At 35.3% G+C, this 17022-nt stretch carries 23 protein-coding genes; 10 read left to right on the top strand and 13 right to left on the bottom strand.

The annotated features are described in order from the left end of the window. Position 1: 1 nt before the first annotated feature. Positions 2–268 carry a ferredoxin family protein gene (locus QXW15_RS04465; RefSeq protein WP_048101904.1) on the top strand — a complete coding sequence of 89 codons (267 nt, stop codon included), beginning with the start codon at positions 2–4 and terminating at the stop codon, positions 266–268. Between the two features lie 9 nt (positions 269–277). Here QXW15_RS04465 and QXW15_RS04460 read toward each other — a convergent pair whose 3' ends face one another. Beyond that, a complete protein-coding gene (locus tag QXW15_RS04460) occupies positions 278–922 on the bottom strand; it encodes a phosphoribosyltransferase (RefSeq protein ID WP_287954625.1) in 645 nt (214 codons plus the stop codon). A gap of 89 nt (positions 923–1011) precedes the next feature. On the opposite strand from QXW15_RS04460, the gene QXW15_RS04455 reads away from it, so the two are divergent. Beyond that, on the top strand, positions 1012–2172 hold the full coding sequence (locus QXW15_RS04455; protein WP_342790020.1) for an acyl-CoA dehydrogenase family protein: 1161 nt from the start codon (positions 1012–1014) through the stop codon (positions 2170–2172). Here QXW15_RS04455 and QXW15_RS04450 read toward each other — a convergent pair. From QXW15_RS04450 to QXW15_RS04435, 4 genes are all read right to left on the bottom strand, one after another. Continuing rightward, positions 2167–2796, bottom strand: coding sequence for a helix-turn-helix domain-containing protein (locus QXW15_RS04450; protein WP_287950996.1), 630 nt, complete (start codon positions 2794–2796; stop codon positions 2167–2169). The two genes, QXW15_RS04455 and QXW15_RS04450, sit on opposite strands and share 6 nt — an antisense overlap. A gap of 63 nt (positions 2797–2859) precedes the next feature. After that, the gene (locus tag QXW15_RS04445) at positions 2860–3159 is read right to left on the bottom strand and encodes a hypothetical protein (protein WP_048101908.1); all 300 of its coding nucleotides are present in this window, start codon (positions 3157–3159) and stop codon (positions 2860–2862) included. Beyond that, positions 3160–4374 carry a YeeE/YedE thiosulfate transporter family protein gene (locus QXW15_RS04440; protein ID WP_287950994.1) on the bottom strand — a complete coding sequence of 405 codons (1215 nt, stop codon included), beginning with the start codon at positions 4372–4374 and terminating at the stop codon, positions 3160–3162. A 122-nt stretch (positions 4375–4496) separates the two neighbouring features. After that, positions 4497–5264 carry an SDR family oxidoreductase gene (locus tag QXW15_RS04435; RefSeq protein ID WP_048102164.1) on the bottom strand — a complete coding sequence of 256 codons (768 nt, stop codon included), beginning with the start codon at positions 5262–5264 and terminating at the stop codon, positions 4497–4499. A gap of 111 nt (positions 5265–5375) precedes the next feature. Between QXW15_RS04435 and QXW15_RS04430 the strand changes: the two genes are divergently transcribed. From QXW15_RS04430 to QXW15_RS04420, 3 genes are read left to right on the top strand one after another with little or no spacing between them, the layout of a single operon-like run. Further along, a complete protein-coding gene (locus QXW15_RS04430; RefSeq protein WP_048101910.1) occupies positions 5376–5669 on the top strand; it encodes an antibiotic biosynthesis monooxygenase in 294 nt (97 codons plus the stop codon). 40 nt (positions 5670–5709) lie between these two features. Next, complete coding sequence (locus QXW15_RS04425; RefSeq protein ID WP_342790019.1) at positions 5710–7050, top strand: DEAD/DEAH box helicase family protein; 1341 nt, start codon at positions 5710–5712, stop codon at positions 7048–7050. Next, a complete protein-coding gene (locus tag QXW15_RS04420; protein ID WP_162216762.1) occupies positions 6986–8320 on the top strand; it encodes a DUF790 family protein in 1335 nt (444 codons plus the stop codon). Before QXW15_RS04425 ends, QXW15_RS04420 begins: the two co-directional genes overlap by 65 nt. On the opposite strand, the gene QXW15_RS04415 is transcribed toward QXW15_RS04420, so the two are convergent. After that, positions 8321–8695, bottom strand: a complete 375-nt coding sequence (locus QXW15_RS04415) for a DUF2004 domain-containing protein (RefSeq protein WP_048101912.1) — start codon at positions 8693–8695, stop codon at positions 8321–8323. Between the two features lie 45 nt (positions 8696–8740). Then, positions 8741–9193 (bottom strand): PaaI family thioesterase, encoded by a 453-nt coding sequence (locus QXW15_RS04410; protein ID WP_052656807.1) that lies wholly within the window; start codon positions 9191–9193, stop codon positions 8741–8743. 224 nt (positions 9194–9417) lie between these two features. Here QXW15_RS04410 and QXW15_RS04405 point away from each other — a divergent pair, with 224 nt between their 5' ends. From QXW15_RS04405 to QXW15_RS04395, 3 genes are all read left to right on the top strand, one after another. Further along, entirely contained in the window at positions 9418–10209 is a 792-nt protein-coding gene (locus tag QXW15_RS04405; RefSeq protein WP_048101913.1) for an ABC transporter ATP-binding protein, read from the top strand. Between the two features lie 9 nt (positions 10210–10218). Then, a complete protein-coding gene (locus QXW15_RS04400) occupies positions 10219–11841 on the top strand; it encodes an ABC transporter permease subunit (protein WP_054964493.1) in 1623 nt (540 codons plus the stop codon). Between the two features lie 61 nt (positions 11842–11902). Beyond that, positions 11903–12382, top strand: coding sequence for an AAA-associated domain-containing protein (locus QXW15_RS04395; protein ID WP_048102167.1), 480 nt, complete (start codon positions 11903–11905; stop codon positions 12380–12382). Here the strand turns inward: QXW15_RS04395 and QXW15_RS04390 are convergent. The 6 genes from QXW15_RS04390 to QXW15_RS04365 form a co-directional block, all read right to left on the bottom strand. Next, positions 12377–12988: a hypothetical protein gene (locus tag QXW15_RS04390; RefSeq protein ID WP_048101915.1), complete on the bottom strand. Its 612-nt coding sequence runs from the start codon at positions 12986–12988 to the stop codon at positions 12377–12379. The genes QXW15_RS04395 and QXW15_RS04390 overlap by 6 nt on opposite strands. 114 nt (positions 12989–13102) lie before the next feature. Continuing rightward, positions 13103–13855: a proteasome assembly chaperone family protein gene (locus QXW15_RS04385; RefSeq protein ID WP_055032544.1), complete on the bottom strand. Its 753-nt coding sequence runs from the start codon at positions 13853–13855 to the stop codon at positions 13103–13105. Continuing rightward, a complete protein-coding gene (locus QXW15_RS04380) occupies positions 13836–14015 on the bottom strand; it encodes an RNA-protein complex protein Nop10 (RefSeq protein WP_048101916.1) in 180 nt (59 codons plus the stop codon). Before QXW15_RS04380 ends, QXW15_RS04385 begins: the two co-directional genes overlap by 20 nt. Before the next feature lie 6 nt (positions 14016–14021). Beyond that, the gene (locus tag QXW15_RS04375) at positions 14022–14786 is read right to left on the bottom strand and encodes a translation initiation factor IF-2 subunit alpha (protein WP_048101917.1); all 765 of its coding nucleotides are present in this window, start codon (positions 14784–14786) and stop codon (positions 14022–14024) included. A gap of 9 nt (positions 14787–14795) precedes the next feature. Next, complete coding sequence (locus QXW15_RS04370) at positions 14796–14996, bottom strand: 30S ribosomal protein S27e (RefSeq protein WP_048102169.1); 201 nt, start codon at positions 14994–14996, stop codon at positions 14796–14798. A 5-nt stretch (positions 14997–15001) separates the two neighbouring features. After that, entirely contained in the window at positions 15002–15283 is a 282-nt protein-coding gene (locus QXW15_RS04365; RefSeq protein WP_048101918.1) for a 50S ribosomal protein L44e, read from the bottom strand. Between the two features lie 952 nt (positions 15284–16235). Here QXW15_RS04365 and QXW15_RS04360 point away from each other — a divergent pair. Further along, a complete protein-coding gene (locus QXW15_RS04360) occupies positions 16236–16541 on the top strand; it encodes a hypothetical protein (protein ID WP_342790018.1) in 306 nt (101 codons plus the stop codon). Positions 16542–16556: 15 nt separating this feature from the next. Continuing rightward, a complete protein-coding gene (locus QXW15_RS04355; protein WP_342790017.1) occupies positions 16557–16841 on the top strand; it encodes a hypothetical protein in 285 nt (94 codons plus the stop codon). Positions 16842–17022 lie beyond the last annotated feature (181 nt).

The raw sequence follows: 17022 nt of genomic DNA, 5'->3' as shown, positions 1-17022 counted from the left end.
AATGGATATATTAAAAAGGCTGGCATTAAATAAATACGAAACTGGAAACGAGTCGCATATTAAGGTGAATACAGATATTTGCAGAACGTGCAAATATAAGCCCTGTACAAAGGTTTGCCCTGCGGGTACCTACGAGGCAAATGAAAAGGAGATACTTACAGTACACTATGAGAGATGCCTTGAATGTGGCGCAGCACTTGTGGCCTGCCCGTTTGGGGCAATTGAATTTACCTTCCCTGAAAAGGGTATAAGCTACACATACGGATAAAAAATAATTTTAAATATAAAATTTATCTTTATTTTCTTTTATCATTCCTGACCTGGAAAGATTTTTAAGTATATTTGAAAGATTTACCCGGGATGTATCAAGCCCGTAATTGTCCCTTAATATTTTTTCTGCGGTTTCTGGGTCTCTGGGCTCGCCTAAAAACTTCTTAAGCAGATTGTATGTATCCTCATAAACATTCCATGGGAATATGAACCATGCCCAATCATTCTTTTTAATTCCAATGCCAAAATAATCGGGCCGGAAGGATGCCTCATTGACATAAAGCATTGATGCTGATTTTACCACGGAAGGATTTAATGATTTAATGTAATCAAGGGCCACCTTCATGCTTTCTCCGGTATCGGTGATGTCGTCAACAAGGAGCACCTTTTTGCCAGACATGTCATAATTTGTTTTACCTGCAAGCACTGCCTTTCCATCCATATTTGCTGTTAATCCCCAGTGTTCTGTTTTTATTGATATCAATTCCTTTTTAATCAGATAATCCGAAATCATTCTTGCCGGAACAAGGCCACCCCTTGCTATGCCAACAATAACATCTGGGTTATATCTGTCCTCAAGAACCATGTCGAGTATGCCTGAGCACCAGTCTTCAATGTCCTGCCATGTTACATAAACTGCCTTAAATTCCATTATTATCCATAGTTTAGTGATTTTAATTATTTTAAGGTTCTTTTATGAATCCATGGAAATATTTAATATTAATATTAAAATAAAAGCTCATGGATTTTTCATTTTCCGAGGAGGAACAGCTTATAAGGGAGACAACAAGGGAATTTTTGAAAAGATATCTTGAGCCGGTTGCAGATTCCATTGATACCAATGAAAAAATACCTGAAAGTTTTTTAATGGCTGCCGGTTCCCACGGTATTATATCGCCACTTATTGAGACCCCATACGGTGGAGCAAGGCTATCATTTATGGATGCTGCAATAATATCGGAGGAAATAGCAAAGGTTGATACAAGCATGGCCACCTCAGTGTATTATCTGCTAAACACATCATGGGCTTATATATTGCAAAAATATGGAAATAAATTTATAAAATCAAAAATATTACCAGATATTGCAATAGGAAAAAAATTTATAGGCATAGCATCAACCGAGGCATCTGGTGGAAGTGATGTTGCGGCCATTAAAACATCCGGGGAAATAAGGAATGGAAAAATTATCATAAACGGTGAAAAGGCCTATATAAGCGGCGGGATTGAGGCAAAAAATAATGGTGGCGGACATTTAACACTGGTAAAAACTGATAAAAACGGTGGGCATAAGGGAATTTCCATGGTTTATGTGCCTGCTGACAGCCCGGGCATCGAAATGTATAAAATTAACAACATGGGCAGGATGGGCATATCAACATGCATAATAAGGTATAACAATGTTGAGATCCCTGAAGAAAACATTATTGGAAAGGTAAACAAAGGGTTCTATTATGCCATGGATGGCTTTAACCATGCAAGGATTCTTGTTGCTGCAGCCTGCAACGGGCTATCCGATTCCATCCTTGAAAGGGGGCTGAATTACATTAAAGAGAGAAGTGCATTCGGGAAAAAACTTGAAGAATTCCAGGGTGTGTCTTTCAAATTTTCTGAATTAAAAACAGAACTTGAAATGTCAAAGCTTTTAACATACAAGGCTGCGTACCTTGCAGACATTGATTCAAATGATCTTTATATATACAGTGCAATGTCCAAGTTCAAGGCACCTCAGATTGCCCTTGATATAGTAAAGAATGTCATGATGTGGTTTGGTGCATATTCATACGGCAGGGAGGCAGGCCTTGAGAAAAGTGCAAGGGGGATATTCAGCTACCTTGTGGGTGCAGAGGGTGCATTAAACATTATGAATTTAATAATATCAAAGGCATTTATGGGCCTATGAAATATTATCATTAATATATGTTTTAACAATCTTTTTAAGTGCAACACGCATGATTTCTGATAATGTTGTTGTGGATATTCCAAGGGATGCTGCTATCTCTGTCAATGATTTTTTCCGGTCGAGTTCAAAATAACCATAATCAAATAATTTTTTAATTATATCCTTTTCCCTGGATGTAAGCTCAAGGTCGTTTGAATAGGTAATGTCAATTATTTCAGGGTCAAGGCCTGCCTCATCCATTTTTTCCTCAAGCTCCCTAAGTTTTGCCCTGTTGGATACAAGTATCCTGTAAAGAACATAATCAGAACCAAGGGATTTATTGCTGAGTATTTCAACATCTGCAGTTGCCATAAAATGGCATGCAGTGCAGCTAGGGCCCTCTGCCCATATCTTATTTTTTCCGACATTAATAAAGTTCCTTGAAACTTTTCTTAATTCAGATATTTTATCGTAATAATCCTCATCCTTATTGAATGATATGCAGTGAAGCGTATAATTTTCTCCTATTTTCAATCTTTTTATATCAACATCATGAAAGTTTTTGGTTATAAAATTTGTAACCTCGCAGTCTGTTCGGTGAAGTTTTATAAGGGCTATAACCGAGCCCTTTGATTTTTCGCTCATAAAATGTATATTTATTCGGTATTAAAAAATATTGTTAATATACATTAAAAAAATAATAAAAAATTATTGTTTCCTTTCCTTTTTATTTGTTTCATTGTTGGGTTCATAACTGTAATTATTATATTTCGTCCTGTACCATATGGCAGTCATTACAATGGTGACTATGACAAAGAAGCCAGTGATTGCAACAGAGTATGAGCTTGGATCATACCCATTGTATGTGCCCGATGTCAGCGCTGCGGTTATTATTACTATGCCCACCATTGTTATTATGAATGCCTTAATGCCAGACTCACTTTTGCATTTAGGTTCTGAACCCTCCCTTTTAATTTCAGTTTGCTCTATTTCATCTTTTTCAACCATTTACTCCACCTTCCTGTATATTATATGTGCAACAACCAGAAGGAATATTATGACAAATATGAAGAATTCCAGACTGCTTACTGCCATCTGAAGGTCTCCGCTTAATATATGACCTGATGCACATCCATCTGCCATTCTTGCACCAAGAAGCATTAAGAATGCACCTGAAAATGCACCTGCTGCCCTTTTAATCTGGCTGTTCCCAAATCTGGCCTTCCATGATGGTGGAATTACATTATTAAATGACTGAAATCTCCTTGTGAAGAATACTGATGCAAGGAATGCACCAAATAATGTGCCTATATCACTGAAAGGTTCCCAGCCTATTGTATGAACAACCAATGTGCTGTACTTCCATGTTCCTGCTGGTAGCCATAGCTTTGCAACTATCCATGAATATGTGGTTGATTCACCAAATATCTGGTGAAGGAACATTTCCAATACAACGGTTAAACCTATGATTATACCAACAGACATCATAACAACGCCAAATAATTTTGATGAAACAGTCCAGTGATAATTCACCTTCTCAGGTAAATTGTTCTTGCCTAGAGGCATTGATGATCCTTCAAGAAGCATGCCGGCAGTTTCCACATACTGTGCCTCCTCCTCCGGGCTTAATTTTGTATTTTTGTGCAATGAGTTGTATGCACAGCTCTTTCCATGCTTGTACCTTGGTAGGAAATATGCAATTGAGAACATTATTATGGCCCAGGCCACTGCTATGCCAAAGCCCACTGTTAGGTTTGTATCGACCTTACCACCAAAGTATATTAAACCAAAGTTATCATATGTTACAAGCCAGTGACCGAATGATGTCTGGTATATTAATGTCCATGCTGCGGCACCCAATAAGCCGCCTAATAAGGCGAAAATTGCATCCCTTCTTCCCTCGCCAAGTGCCATCCATACTGTGCCAGGCACGTATCCGGATATTGCTATACCTGTACCAAATATTGCGCCGCCCAGTGCAACACCCCAGACGTAATCCGGTTTAATTCCCCAGTGGAATCCAACACCAAGTGCTGCCAGGCCATATAATGCCAGAGCACCTGCACCTATTGCAATTGCTATACACCCAACAAAAAGACGGTCTTCCCATTTACCCAATCTTATGAGGACCTCAGGGTTTGATATGCCCCATGCCTCTGCAAGGCCACCTATTATCATTCCTATAAAAAGGCCTATCCATTCCCATGCTGTTACGCTTATCATATTTTATCCTTCAATATGACTTTTTTGTCATATTAAATGAATAATTGTATGGTAATATTTTAATTAAATAACTAATATATAAGTATATTATTTTTAATATTAAAAAATATTTACGATTAAAATTATAGGCTGTGTGTAAGATTATCTATTCTGCCACCATCAACAACAAGCACCTGACCGTTCATATATTTTGAGGCATCGGTTGCAAGGAATAAGGCAGCATCTGCTATGTATTCGGGTTTTCCAAACATTTTCAATGATGTTCTTGAAATGAAAGAATGTTCAAGATTTTTTATCTCTTCACTGGTTTTACCACCTATCGTCATATCTGTTTCTATCCATCCCGGTGCTATGGCATTTACCCTGACACCGGTACCTGAAAGGTCAAATGCAAGCCTCTTTGTTAACATAATGACGCCCGCCTTTGATATGGAATAAAATGTGGTATTGCTTGCTGCTGTTCCAACCCCAGCATTTGATGCCATATTTATTATTATGCCCTTATTCTTTTTGATATCCTCAAGGCATTCCTTTGCAGCGTATATTTGGCCCATAAGATTAACAGAAATCATTTCATTAACCTTTGCGTCGTCAAAATCATCCCATGATAGTAAATGCCACATGCCGGCGTTGTTTACCAGAATATCTATTGTGCCCATTTTTTTATGTATTTCTTCTATCATATTTTTTACGCTGTCATGGCTTGAAACATCCGCCTGAAATATTTCTGAACCCGGTAATTTTTCCCTTAAAAGTTCTGCAGATCTGGCATCATGATTATAGTTAATGGCTATTCTTGCACCCTCTGCACTGAATTTTTCCGCAATGGCACGTCCAAGACCCTTTGATGCACCAGTTATTAAAACTATTTTATCCTTTAGAAGATTCATAATTTTTAATAATGCGCCCATTTATAAAATATTTTTTTTATTCCAATTTAATATAATATTTATTTATTCAAATATTTAAAAAATTTAAATATAAAGGTAAAATTATGAAACATGATTAATGTCGGTCTTTATTACAAGGTTAAGCAGGGCCATGAAAAGGATTTTGAAAACGCATTTGGCAATGTTGTTAAATTATTAAAAAGTTCTGATGTTGGTTTTCTGGATGGAAAATTATACAAGGAAGTTGACTGTCCAAGGGAATACATGATATACACTGAATGGAAGGACATAGATTCATTCAAAAACTTTCTGAAAATGAAGGAATATAATCAAACTGTGGATTATGGAAAAACTATTTTGGAATCCATGCCAAGGCATAAAATATTTGGAGAATCAAAGGAATAAATTTAATAAAATTTATAATCTATTTTAATATAAATAGGCAATGGAAATTAATTATAAGGCAGGTACAATAATTTCAGATTTTAACGACCCCGATATATTCGTATTTGATAAAAGAATAAATATGTACAGGGCGCCTGCATACAAATATGCTGAAATTAAAAGAAAATATCCAGATGTTACTGATAATGTTTTTAAGGACATAAAGCTTGATATATCATCAGAAATATCATTAAGGTCATACCAAAAAAAATCTCTTGAACTCTGGGGGAAAAATAATTATTCTGGAACAATAGTGCTTCCCACAGCTGCAGGAAAAACCATAGTTGGAATATATGCAATAACAATGCTAAAGGTACCAACAATTGTTATAGCACCAACGATTGAGCTTATACAACAGTGGAGGGAGAAGCTTAAAAATTTTTTAAAAACTGACATAGGCCAGATCGGTGGTGGCGAGAGGGATGTAAAGGATATTAGCGTATCAACATACGATTCTGCATATTTAATGGCGGACCCCCTTGGGAATAGATTTAAGTTCATTATAGCTGATGAGGTGCATCATATGGCATCTGAAAGCTACATACAGATAGCAAAGATGTATGCCGCACCCTACAGGCTTGGATTAACCGCAACGTATGAAAGGCCGGATAAAATGCATGAGAGCCTTGAAACTTATATGGGTGGTAAGGTTTTCGAACTTGGATATGAGGAATTAAATGATTTTATATCAAATTATAAAATTGTTCGAATTCCCATTGAATTAAGCGAGGAGGATGAAATAGAATATCAAAAAAATCATGATATCTTTATTTCATATCTAAGAAAAAGGGATATTAAGTTAAATGGCAATATGGACTTTGAACACTTTATAATGACATCCTGGAACCAGGAGGGACGCGAGGCCCTGCTTGCATGGAGAAGGGCCAGGGAGATAGCATTTAATGCTGAGAAGAAAATCGAATATTTAAGGTATTTATTAAGCAAGCATGCTGGAGAAAAAATTATTATTTTTTCAGAGGACACTGCAACGGCATATACCATTTCAAAGGAATTTCTGGTACCTGCAATGACATACATGACACCTGGAAGGGAGAGAAAAAAATATCTGGAAATGTTTAAAAATGGTGAGATTACCGTGCTGGCAACATCCAGAATCCTGGATGAGGGTGTTGACGTTCCGGATGCATCCATAGCCATTATAATGAGCGGATCAGGCAGTACCAGACAGTTCAGGCAGAGGCTTGGAAGAATTTTAAGGCCCTCCGAGGGTAAATCAAGCTATTTATATGAGCTTATATCTGCAGGAACTGCAGAATATGGCACATCAAGAAGGAGGAGAAAGGGTGTTCCCGTCGGAATTGATGATAGCAAGGAAGACTAAAAATGGTTTAATATTTCCAATATTCCTGTCCGGTGAAAATTCGGATTATATAGATAATGTGCTGGATATTTTTACAAAAAATATCGGAAATAAAAAGGAGATAATAGAAAAAAATCTGAAGGAACTTGAGGCAAAATCCTCAAATAATAAAATTATAAGGGCAATTTCAACAGTAATCTACAGAAATTCAATCTTTGAACCGCCTGTTTCTGTAAATGCACCCGAATTAAGGTATGATGTCTTTAAGGCTGCAAGGATACCTCCCCTGGATTATGAGGAAAAGATTGAAATTTTAAAAGATGTAATGGAAAAGTACGGATTAACATACGATGAGATAATTTCTGGACTCTATGCAGATCGTGATAATGAACAGGTTTTAAGGGCTGTTAAAACCGATGATGTTTGGCAAATAGCCAGAATATATAATCTTGAACAGATAGAGACAATACTGATGAAATGCACTGAACTAAGGATAACAGAGGCATCAGACTGGAATTATGCACTAAGGTCCATTAAACTGCTGGGTCTTCTTTATGAAACACATACAGATGGCGAAAATCTGAATTTTATAACGGTGACCGGACCAGTATCAATTTTCGAAAATACAGAAAGGTATGGTACAAGATTTGCCATGCTTATTGAGAAATTATACAAAATGGATAAATGGGCAATAGATGCAGATATAAAAATAAAGGATAAATATGACAAAAGTGAGAGTGTGTACAAGCTTAAAATAGGCGATAATGTATCTTATTATTTGCCTGACAGGAAAATAAATGAGGATACACCATCATACAGTTTCTTAAAAAAGGCAGAACCATTAATTATTAAAAATAATGTATATTTTCCAGATTATATAATAAATATAGATGGAAAGGATGTATATATAAATATTTCAAATCTCAGGTATTTAAAGCAGGACTCAAAGACAGAAAATGAGGTTAAAAAATATGTTAACTGGGAAAACGTCTATGTTCTAAGGGATAAGGAAAAAATGATTCCCGGTAGCATCTGCTTTTACAATGATATAGATTTCAATGCATTAAAAAGGTATCTTGAAGAAAAGTATTCAAATAATATCTCAATTAAAAAGGAAATAGATGAGTATTCAATAAATGAAATTAAAAAAAATATAGAGAAATTGTATCCGGATACAGAAAAGATCATCAATTATATAGAATCAGAGGGGCTTATACCTGAAAGGCTCCTCCCGGCACTTGGATACAAATTGAAATGGAGGGGGCTGGACCTTATTATAGTAAAAAAATAATTATATATAATTCCAGAGTTTGTCCTGCCATAAATCATATTCCTCTGTTATTTCCTTGATATTAATTATGTTAAAACCATTTGATTCCTTAGATTTATTATATAATTCCATAAGCTGTTCAAAGTTTAAATGTGCCAGTTTATCGAAATATTCGCGGATTTTCTTTTTAATTTCAGGATGAAAATCATTTATCTTATCACCCCTGTAAAGCACCCTGAAATATTTTTGATCCCCAAGGGTTACATGAAATATTCTCCATGTTATGTCCATTTTTTCCTCGTTTTTAAAATAATTCCCGGTTAAATTGGCCAGGGCTGGAACAACATCAAAATCCCTTTCGTTATTAAGCTGAAATGCAATTTCAAGACCCTTCATTATAATAAATTATATTATTATATAACTATTTTATTAATGTTCAAATTAATCCTTTTTGATAATTCTATCATGAATTATGTACCATGTACCCAGCCCTATAATTCCCATTGTGCCATCGGCATCGTAAAGTTTTATCTCAATAACAACAGATTTATGACCGGCCTTAATTACATCGGAAACAAGCCTGAACGGACCCCTGTGCATTGGATTTAAAAAATTGATTTTAAGTTCCTGAGTGACCTGATCAGAACCATTGTTTACCGTCATTGCTGTAAGCCCACCTATAAAGTCTGCTGCAGCCATCATCATCCCACCATTTAATACCATGCCTGCACGGGTTATCCTTTCAGAATAGGGCATGGACATTTCACAGTGGCCCTCTTCAACTTTGGTTATTTCCAGGCCAAGATATGAAAAAACCTTATCTGCAGAGAAAAGTTCGTTCAGTGCCTTTAAATTACTTGCCAAATTCATGGCCTTTTCTATTCTTCCTGGCATGCATACTAATTACTTTTTTGTTTATAATTCTACTTAATAATTAGAAGATAAAAATATTAAATTAAATCAATAAATAGACTATTATAAGGCTAGGATAATATTATATAGAATATTAAAATATGGAAAGGGAGATAGCCTCGTGATAAAAAATAGCATTAGAAATCATAATTAAATCAAAATCGACGCCATTATGATCGGGGATATTTTCACTGGGGTGATTCATAATGGAGGCACAGGCAGGTAATGAGGGCGTCAGCCAGGTGGTACTTGAGGCGGTAAACATAGACTTTTCATATGATAATGGCTACAAGGTATTTGAAAATATAAACATAGAGGCGGATAGTGGTAAGTTTGTGGCCATTATTGGACCATCAGGTATTGGCAAATCAACACTTTTAAGGATTCTTGGCGGTTTTTTAAAACCCGATAGGGGTGAGGTCAGATTGATGGGCAGGGTTTTGCACGAACCAACCCCGGAGGTTGCCCTTATACATCAATCCATTGTAACATTTCCATGGATGACGGCAGAGGAGAATGTAATGCTTTCCATGAAGACCAAGAACATGGACCGGGAAAAAATGGAGGAAAAGGCAAGGGAGGCCCTGGCCAGGGTCGGCCTTGAGGGTTTTGAGGACCTTTATCCAAAGGAGATGAGCGGTGGTATGAGGCAGAGGGTTGCAATAGCACGTGCCTTTGCCGCGGACCCCTACATATTTTTAATGGATGAGCCATTTGCCCATCTGGATGAGCTTACCGCCGAGGGGTTGCGCCAGGATATATACAATATATTATTTAGTGGTGAAACACCACTTAAATCAGTTATAATGGTTTCACACAACCTTACAGAGGTTCTTGAGCTAGCCGATGTTATATACATACTTAATAATATTCCTGCCACAGTGGTAGGAAGGGTTGATGTAAATATGCCAAGACCCAGAAACCCTAGAAATGATGATTTTAATGCAAATCTTGACATGCTATACAGTTATTTAACGCCACCGAGGAAAAGAGAATGAGGGGTAATAATGAATCAGATAGTGCTGATAATTCTGGCGGTAATGGCCACAGCGGGACGGGTAATAGGCCTGATATTAATATCAATATTAACAGGCTGGTTTCTGGCCTATGCATCCATAAAATCAAAGTTTTTTGAGAATACATACATAATTTTAATAGAGATTTTTGAATCGGTACCGGTAATAACATTTTTCCCTGTTGTTCTTATTATATTCATAGACCGGGTTGGAGGGCCGCTTGGTGTTGAAATGGCTGCAGATTTTCTGGTTTTCACTGCAGTTGTATGGAATATATGGATGGGGGAATACCAGGCATTTAAAACAGTTCCACGAGAAATGGTTGAGGTTGTTGAGAATTCTAAATATAAGTTATTTGGAAAATTAAGAACACTTTACATACCATTTTCGATACCAAGAATAGCAGCCAATTTATTTCCAAGTGTTTCTGATGGATTTTTTTACATAACAGTAAGTGAGGTATTTGAGGTTGGAATACATACATACCAGACATTCGGCATAGGGTCTGTGCTTGATACATTTGTTGCAGATGGCAATACATTTTTAATAGAGATGTCACTTTTAATACTTGGCATTATTATAGTGGCCATTATTCTAATTCTCAGGGAATTCTCAAAATATGCTGTTAGCAGATACACACTGGATAATGATGCACCTGTTTTAAAACGTGGCAGGATTAATCTCAGGGAAACAGCAAGGGTCTTTGCAGTGATATCAAAGAACCCATTCTCCAGACTGTCCAGATATTATAAATACAGGGAAAATGAGAGCCATGAGGAAACATATGAGAAAAAGGTCAAAAAACAGAAATATTTAAAATATATATATGCAGCCGCAGGAATTTTTCTTTTAATATTAATATTATATGCTGCTGTTTCAACCATAATATCTGTAAAATATAATGAATGGATGTATTTATTCTCAAAAACAAAGATGCTCCTCACAGGCCTTGGATTTGACTATTTAAGGGTATTAACAATATTGCTTGTATCCATGGCTATAGCCATATTTCTAGGATACTATCTTGCAGTCAATAAGCATGCGGAGCTTGTTGGAATCCCATTAATACAGACATTAAGTGCCTATCCTGCACCAATATATTTCCCATTTATATTTATAGCAACAGAACCTTTTATGTTCAGCGTTTTTGGTGGTACTGCAAATGAACTTTATGTACTTTTCCTTGGATTTGTAAGCACGTTTTATTATGTATTTTACTCATTCTGGATGGGGGTAAAGGCAATGCCAGCAGAATACTGGGAAATAACAAGGAACCTAAAACTTGGCTATTTTAAAAAAATGAGGAAGGTTATCATACCGTCAACATTTCCATACATGATAAGTGGAATCTCATCCACAATAAACAGTGCGTGGGGAGGTCTTATGATAGGTGAATACTGGCCCCATATATATGGTACTCATTCACTGTATGTCCATGAGGGATTAATGAAAACAATAGATGTTGCAACAGGTACAGGAAATATAGCACTTGCGGCATGGGGTTCATTTATATTCGGTATAATAGTGGCAATATATTCTGTTGTATTTACAAGAAAAATGATGGATCTGGCACAGAAAAAATACGTGGCAGAAGAGGGTGTTTATGCTGCATAATTTTTATAATTTATTTTTATTGTGTCATTAATATTATAAATAAAAATGTTATATGGTAATTATGGATGTTATTGATCCTGATGCTAGAATTGCTGATCTGGTTGGACTTTTATATGTTTTAAACAATATATTTAACGGAAAAACTGATCTGTACAAGCTGGAGAAGGAAATGGAAGTTGATATTGATGATTTAATGCCCATAGTATACACCGCTGAAAGATTGGGGCTTGTTGCCGTTGAATCTGGGGATATAAATATTTCAGATAAGGGTAGGGAATACATAAAATCCGGCATGATTCAGAGGAAAAAAATAATAAACAATTCATTAAGGGATATAGAACCTTTCAAAACTGCAATTGAATTAAAATCATTTAGCCTGGACGATATACTTGAAAAATTGAAGGATAATGGTGTTCAGACATTCAATAATCCGGATGGTTTACATGATCTGGAGGTAATTTTAATAGAATGGGGTGTTTATTCACGCCTTCTTAAAAAAACAGATGATGGTTTTGAGGTAAACACACAGGATCAATCATAGTATATTTTTCCAGAGTTCATAATCTGATTTCCTCCTTCTTATAAGCATGTTTGTCCAGTATTTGTGTATAATAAATTTTGGTATGGAACATGAATAGTTTTCCTGATTGTTATTTTTTATAAAGTTGTATTCAATATCCTCAAGTATTAAATCCTTTATCATATTTTCAGTTAAAATGTAATAGGTATCAAATGCGGTATCAGCAAGCATCCATATCAGTTTTTTTCTGTTCCTTTTAAAATCTATATAATTTAAGATTTCTATTCTTGTCTGCCTATCAATTGATTGTGACTGCTGTATGGATTTTATTATCTCATTAAAAAGATTGGTTCTGCCAATTCTTCTCTGTGAAAAATCAAGGTTAATTAAGTCAAAACTATCATTATTTACAAAGACTATTTTGACATATCGGTAATCGTTATCTGCAAGTCTTACCTTAAAGATAACATCATTATCCTCATTATATATTTTAATGCACTCGATATCATCAAACATCCTAAAAAGTTTTATGGCTGCAGAGAATATTTCTTTCTTTTCACCCTCAGATCTCTCTGCAAGCTTGCAAACCTTCCTTAAACCCTGCCTCTTAATAATTTCGGGTTTCATATATATACTCAATTAAAAACTATTTTAATAATTTAACCTTTAACCGTGAAACTTAAATTTGAATCAAAACTGCTTTTATAAAAAATGGTTACTGTATGAATAAAATATATATTTTTATCCAAAGTAGTTAAGATCCTCCCGTGAATTTTTATTTTTGGATTCTTCCTTCATTTTCTCTGTAATTTCCTCAATCTGCCTTGCCTTTTCATCTATATCCTTAAGATCAATTTTGCTTCTCAGGATCTTCGATAAAACCATTATAATTTCCCTTGCACCCTTTGGATCCGCAAAATAACCAGAGGTCTCGCCCATAAGACATGCGCCGTCTATTGAAAACATTTCCTTGCCAATGCCAAGTATTAGTGCTGCAGAACCAACTATTCCGCCACTGGGTTCACCTGATGGAAATGATACACCGGCTTTTTCAAGTGGTTTAACAAGTTTTTTATCACTTACCGCCCCGAGCACCTTTGGCTTTTCAACTATCTTGCCTATGCTATATCCACCAAGGGTATATATCCTTGAGATATTATATTTATTAAGATAATTTAGTATTTCATATGAAAGTTCATACTGGCCTTCCTGTGTCGTTCCCTGAAAATCACCCGCAATAACAATTAAATCATTCTTTTTCCCGGTTTTTTTATAATATATTGAGTCCCTAACAAGGTGTATTTTATTGTCAAAAATAAAAACCTGAGGTGGCAGATATTCTGAAAATATGTCCGCCATTTTCTTCATTTTTAATTTTTCTATAAAATAATCTGCAGTAATCTTTCCAACGTTGCCAATACCAGGCAAACCGCTAACAAGGATGGGATTTTCAAGTTCTGGCTCCTCATATTTTTTAAATATTATTTTTTCCATCATCATCACTTTCCTTCAATTTAATTCTGTACTTTTGAAATTTATCAGCAGGAGAATATTTCATGGGTATTGCCATTTCGGTACTTCCACCACATTTAGGGCATATTTCCTCAAGTGTATAAATATTGCATTTCCTGCATTTCCTAATTAATGTTTTCATTATAATTTATTCCTCTCTATTAAATTCAAATGAAACGTTATTTTTTTTGCTTTTGGTTTCTATAACATTAATTACATTTTTTAACTTTTCCTCTGCGGACTTATAATCTTCGTCTATTACTGTTATTTTATACCTTGGTGCACCAATATATGTAATCTGCACATCCTTATCATCTATAAGGTCATCGGTTAAAACATTTTTTATTGTTTCAATTCCATTGGGTGCCAGGGAATACATTTCCAGATAACCACCAATTTTTACCGTGGGTATTGCTATATTTTCCTTTGCTATTTTAATAAGAGAATCTTTCCATTTTAAATCCTTATCTTTTAAAAAATCCTTGCTTGATGCGGCCTCAAAGAAAGCAGAGTAAAGTGTTCCATATTCTGTTAATAATAAATCCTCTATATCCTCCCTTTCCTTGCTTTCATTAATATTTTCCTCCTCAAAAAGCATGTCTAAAAGTTTATGAGCCTTCTGTTCGTTTTTCCATTCCTCTATTTTTTCCCTTTTTTGATGTTCGTTTACACGCTTTAAGGAAAGATCTACATGATTTCTTGATGGGTCAACGTTTAGAACCTTGCATACTGTCCTCTGATTAACCCGTAAATAATCCTTAATATGCTTTATCCAGCCTGTGGCAACCTCTGTAATATGGACAAAACCTGATACACCGGGATATTCATCCAGATCAACAATTGCCCCGTAGTTTTTAACTTCCTTTACAGTGACAACCACAAGGTCGCCTGTATCCGGGATATCCCTAGGCATGATAACACCTCATAATTTAACTTTTTCCACCAGCTCACCGGATGTTGAGAGTGTGGCACCGGTTGGTTTTGCAAGAGTGGACCCGCATATGTTGCAAACAACCTGTGAGGATATTTTTGAATAAACCACCTGCTCGTTTCCACAGTTTTTGCATTTGATTTTTACAAATGAATTCCCAACGTTTTTTAATTTATGAAATTCGTCTGCCATAATTTTCACGCCTCCACTATTTCAAATTTCTTTGCCCTCTGGCCTTCTGGTGTTATAGATTTCTTGCATACAGTGCATTTCAATCTTAATGCTATTCTTTTAGTTGGTTTTTCCCTGCCCTCGTACCTTGGCCTTGGGAAACCTCCATAACCTGATGTTACCCTTCTAAACCTTCTCTGACCTGCCCTTAACTCACTTGCCTTTCTTTTTCTTACCCTCTCAACATCATGAATCGTATGTTTTTTGCAATATGGACAGTAAGTTTTAATCTGCTTTGGCATTTTCATTTTAATTTACACCTTTTTACTATATTTTTTACTTATATATAACATTTGACAGTTAATTATATAATTCTTAAAATCATTGTGGTTTAAATTCATTCCAATGATGCCATAAAATTTATTGATATATAGGATATTTTAGTCCAGGTTGATTAAGGTTTTAAGTTAATACAATTTCTTTTTCACAAATATCATAAATCACATAATGATTAATTAACAAAATAGTTAGATATAAGGAATTAGAATAATAAGTTACTTTCTCTTAAAACTCCCCAAGCTACTATAATTTTGCCTTTTTTTCCTCTTTAAATTTGTATACAAAAAATAGATACCTGAGACAGCCATTACAAATGATGTGATCTGGTAAGCTAATGAATTAGTATTAATAAACAAAATAAAATAAAAGACTCCAAATATTCCTGAAACAATTAAAAGAATTGAGGCAACTACAGAAATAATAAAATATTTTAAATTGTTTTTATCCATGAGGTTTCATACATTCGCAAGCCTGTTTTTCATCTCTATTTAATAATGTCAACAGGCATTTAAATCTTGTGCATCATTTTTCCTTAGCCTTGAATATATAACATCTGACCTTATTTCACATACATAAGTTCAATCCATCCAAAGTTAAAAACAAAATTTAATTCATATCTAAAATCCTTCTCGTTACACTTTGCCTTGTACAAAATTTCCTTTGTAGTTATATGTGTAAGCTCGCAATAATATCCAAGGTTTCTTAATTTAAATGTTAAAGTGAGAAATAATTTTACTTTAAGATTATCAAACCATCTTCGCAGGTCCTCATTAAGAAGCGGTTACTGATACTTCTGCTGGATCGTCATAAGAACATAAAGACTGGCTAGATAAAAGTATTCTATTAATAAATTAAATGGACCGGTCGGAATTTGAATGTATCGGAAAGCGGTAGTGTATCTCTTACAAGAAAAAGATGAATATGGAACAGACCTTAGAACCTTTCATAATGGAATACAATGACAGGGAATTTCAGTCCCAATCATTCTATGTAGACAACAATCTGAGGGTAGAAAATGCAATTGATTCATTTCTCTATCTCCCAGGATTTCAATCCTCCTTTGGCATAGAAAATAATATGCTTGATTTTAATTCGGAAGATATAGACGATCCAGACTACTTGAGCGAAGTTGAATTGATCGAGATAGAAGCAAGCCTCAAGGATTATTCTGAAGGAAAATTCAAGCGTGGCTCCATTGACGAACTCCTTAAGGACTTAAAAGATTAATCTTAGGTGCGTTCCTTGGAGAATTGGGTATTCGATTGGAGCGATACTTTTAAGAAATTATACAAGAGCAAGGACAATTCCATTAGACTTAAAGTGGACGAAAAGCTCCGGGAATTGGCCGCAAATGGTCCTTTCAAATTCGGGAAGAGAAAGAAGGGGCTCAAGTATTCTAATAATGCTTATGCCGTCAAGGTGGATAAATCTAATAGAATAGTATACGAGCCCGTAACACAGGGTGGTAAGAAGATAATAAGGCTCCTAAAAGTCTGTGACCATAAGACAGTGTACGGCCATGATTGAGATCTAGTGTTCCATTAAAACTTTAATCAAATCCCACTTGGTTCCAACCTTATAAGGAGCCTCTTTTTCGCTCTTAAAGTACATTATAAGTGTATTAGCAGCAATTTCCTTACTTCCTGCTGGAATTGGCATACCTTCTGCAGGCTTGGCAATTTTTCCGAATGCAACCTGATAAATCAAT

The sequence above is a fragment of the Acidiplasma sp. genome, from assembly GCF_038728925.1.
Classification (GTDB): domain Archaea; phylum Thermoplasmatota; class Thermoplasmata; order Thermoplasmatales; family Thermoplasmataceae; genus Acidiplasma; species Acidiplasma aeolicum.
The sequence above is the reverse complement of the archived record's forward strand: the minus strand, read 5'-3'. Positions and strand labels throughout refer to the sequence as shown.

Excerpts from the sequence above, each read along its gene's own strand:
- QXW15_RS04465 (WP_048101904.1), top strand. The coding sequence starts at position 2 with ATGGATATATTAAAAAGGCTGGCATTAAATAAATACGAAACTGGAAAC.
- QXW15_RS04460 (WP_287954625.1), bottom strand. The coding sequence starts at position 922 with ATGGAATTTAAGGCAGTTTATGTAACATGGCAGGACATTGAAGACTGG.
- QXW15_RS04455 (WP_342790020.1), top strand. The coding sequence starts at position 1,012 with ATGGATTTTTCATTTTCCGAGGAGGAACAGCTTATAAGGGAGACAACA.
- QXW15_RS04450 (WP_287950996.1), bottom strand. The coding sequence starts at position 2,796 with ATGAGCGAAAAATCAAAGGGCTCGGTTATAGCCCTTATAAAACTTCAC.
- QXW15_RS04445 (WP_048101908.1), bottom strand. The coding sequence starts at position 3,159 with ATGGTTGAAAAAGATGAAATAGAGCAAACTGAAATTAAAAGGGAGGGT.
- QXW15_RS04440 (WP_287950994.1), bottom strand. The coding sequence starts at position 4,374 with ATGATAAGCGTAACAGCATGGGAATGGATAGGCCTTTTTATAGGAATG.
- QXW15_RS04435 (WP_048102164.1), bottom strand. The coding sequence starts at position 5,264 with ATGAATCTTCTAAAGGATAAAATAGTTTTAATAACTGGTGCATCAAAG.
- QXW15_RS04430 (WP_048101910.1), top strand. The coding sequence starts at position 5,376 with ATGATTAATGTCGGTCTTTATTACAAGGTTAAGCAGGGCCATGAAAAG.
- QXW15_RS04425 (WP_342790019.1), top strand. The coding sequence starts at position 5,710 with ATGGAAATTAATTATAAGGCAGGTACAATAATTTCAGATTTTAACGAC.
- QXW15_RS04420 (WP_162216762.1), top strand. The coding sequence starts at position 6,986 with ATGGCACATCAAGAAGGAGGAGAAAGGGTGTTCCCGTCGGAATTGATG.
- QXW15_RS04415 (WP_048101912.1), bottom strand. The coding sequence starts at position 8,695 with ATGAAGGGTCTTGAAATTGCATTTCAGCTTAATAACGAAAGGGATTTT.
- QXW15_RS04410 (WP_052656807.1), bottom strand. The coding sequence starts at position 9,193 with ATGCCAGGAAGAATAGAAAAGGCCATGAATTTGGCAAGTAATTTAAAG.
- QXW15_RS04405 (WP_048101913.1), top strand. The coding sequence starts at position 9,418 with ATGGAGGCACAGGCAGGTAATGAGGGCGTCAGCCAGGTGGTACTTGAG.
- QXW15_RS04400 (WP_054964493.1), top strand. The coding sequence starts at position 10,219 with ATGAATCAGATAGTGCTGATAATTCTGGCGGTAATGGCCACAGCGGGA.
- QXW15_RS04395 (WP_048102167.1), top strand. The coding sequence starts at position 11,903 with ATGGATGTTATTGATCCTGATGCTAGAATTGCTGATCTGGTTGGACTT.
- QXW15_RS04390 (WP_048101915.1), bottom strand. The coding sequence starts at position 12,988 with ATGAAACCCGAAATTATTAAGAGGCAGGGTTTAAGGAAGGTTTGCAAG.
- QXW15_RS04385 (WP_055032544.1), bottom strand. The coding sequence starts at position 13,855 with ATGGAAAAAATAATATTTAAAAAATATGAGGAGCCAGAACTTGAAAAT.
- QXW15_RS04380 (WP_048101916.1), bottom strand. The coding sequence starts at position 14,015 with ATGAAAACATTAATTAGGAAATGCAGGAAATGCAATATTTATACACTT.
- QXW15_RS04375 (WP_048101917.1), bottom strand. The coding sequence starts at position 14,786 with ATGCCTAGGGATATCCCGGATACAGGCGACCTTGTGGTTGTCACTGTA.
- QXW15_RS04370 (WP_048102169.1), bottom strand. The coding sequence starts at position 14,996 with ATGGCAGACGAATTTCATAAATTAAAAAACGTTGGGAATTCATTTGTA.
- QXW15_RS04365 (WP_048101918.1), bottom strand. The coding sequence starts at position 15,283 with ATGAAAATGCCAAAGCAGATTAAAACTTACTGTCCATATTGCAAAAAA.
- QXW15_RS04360 (WP_342790018.1), top strand. The coding sequence starts at position 16,236 with ATGGAACAGACCTTAGAACCTTTCATAATGGAATACAATGACAGGGAA.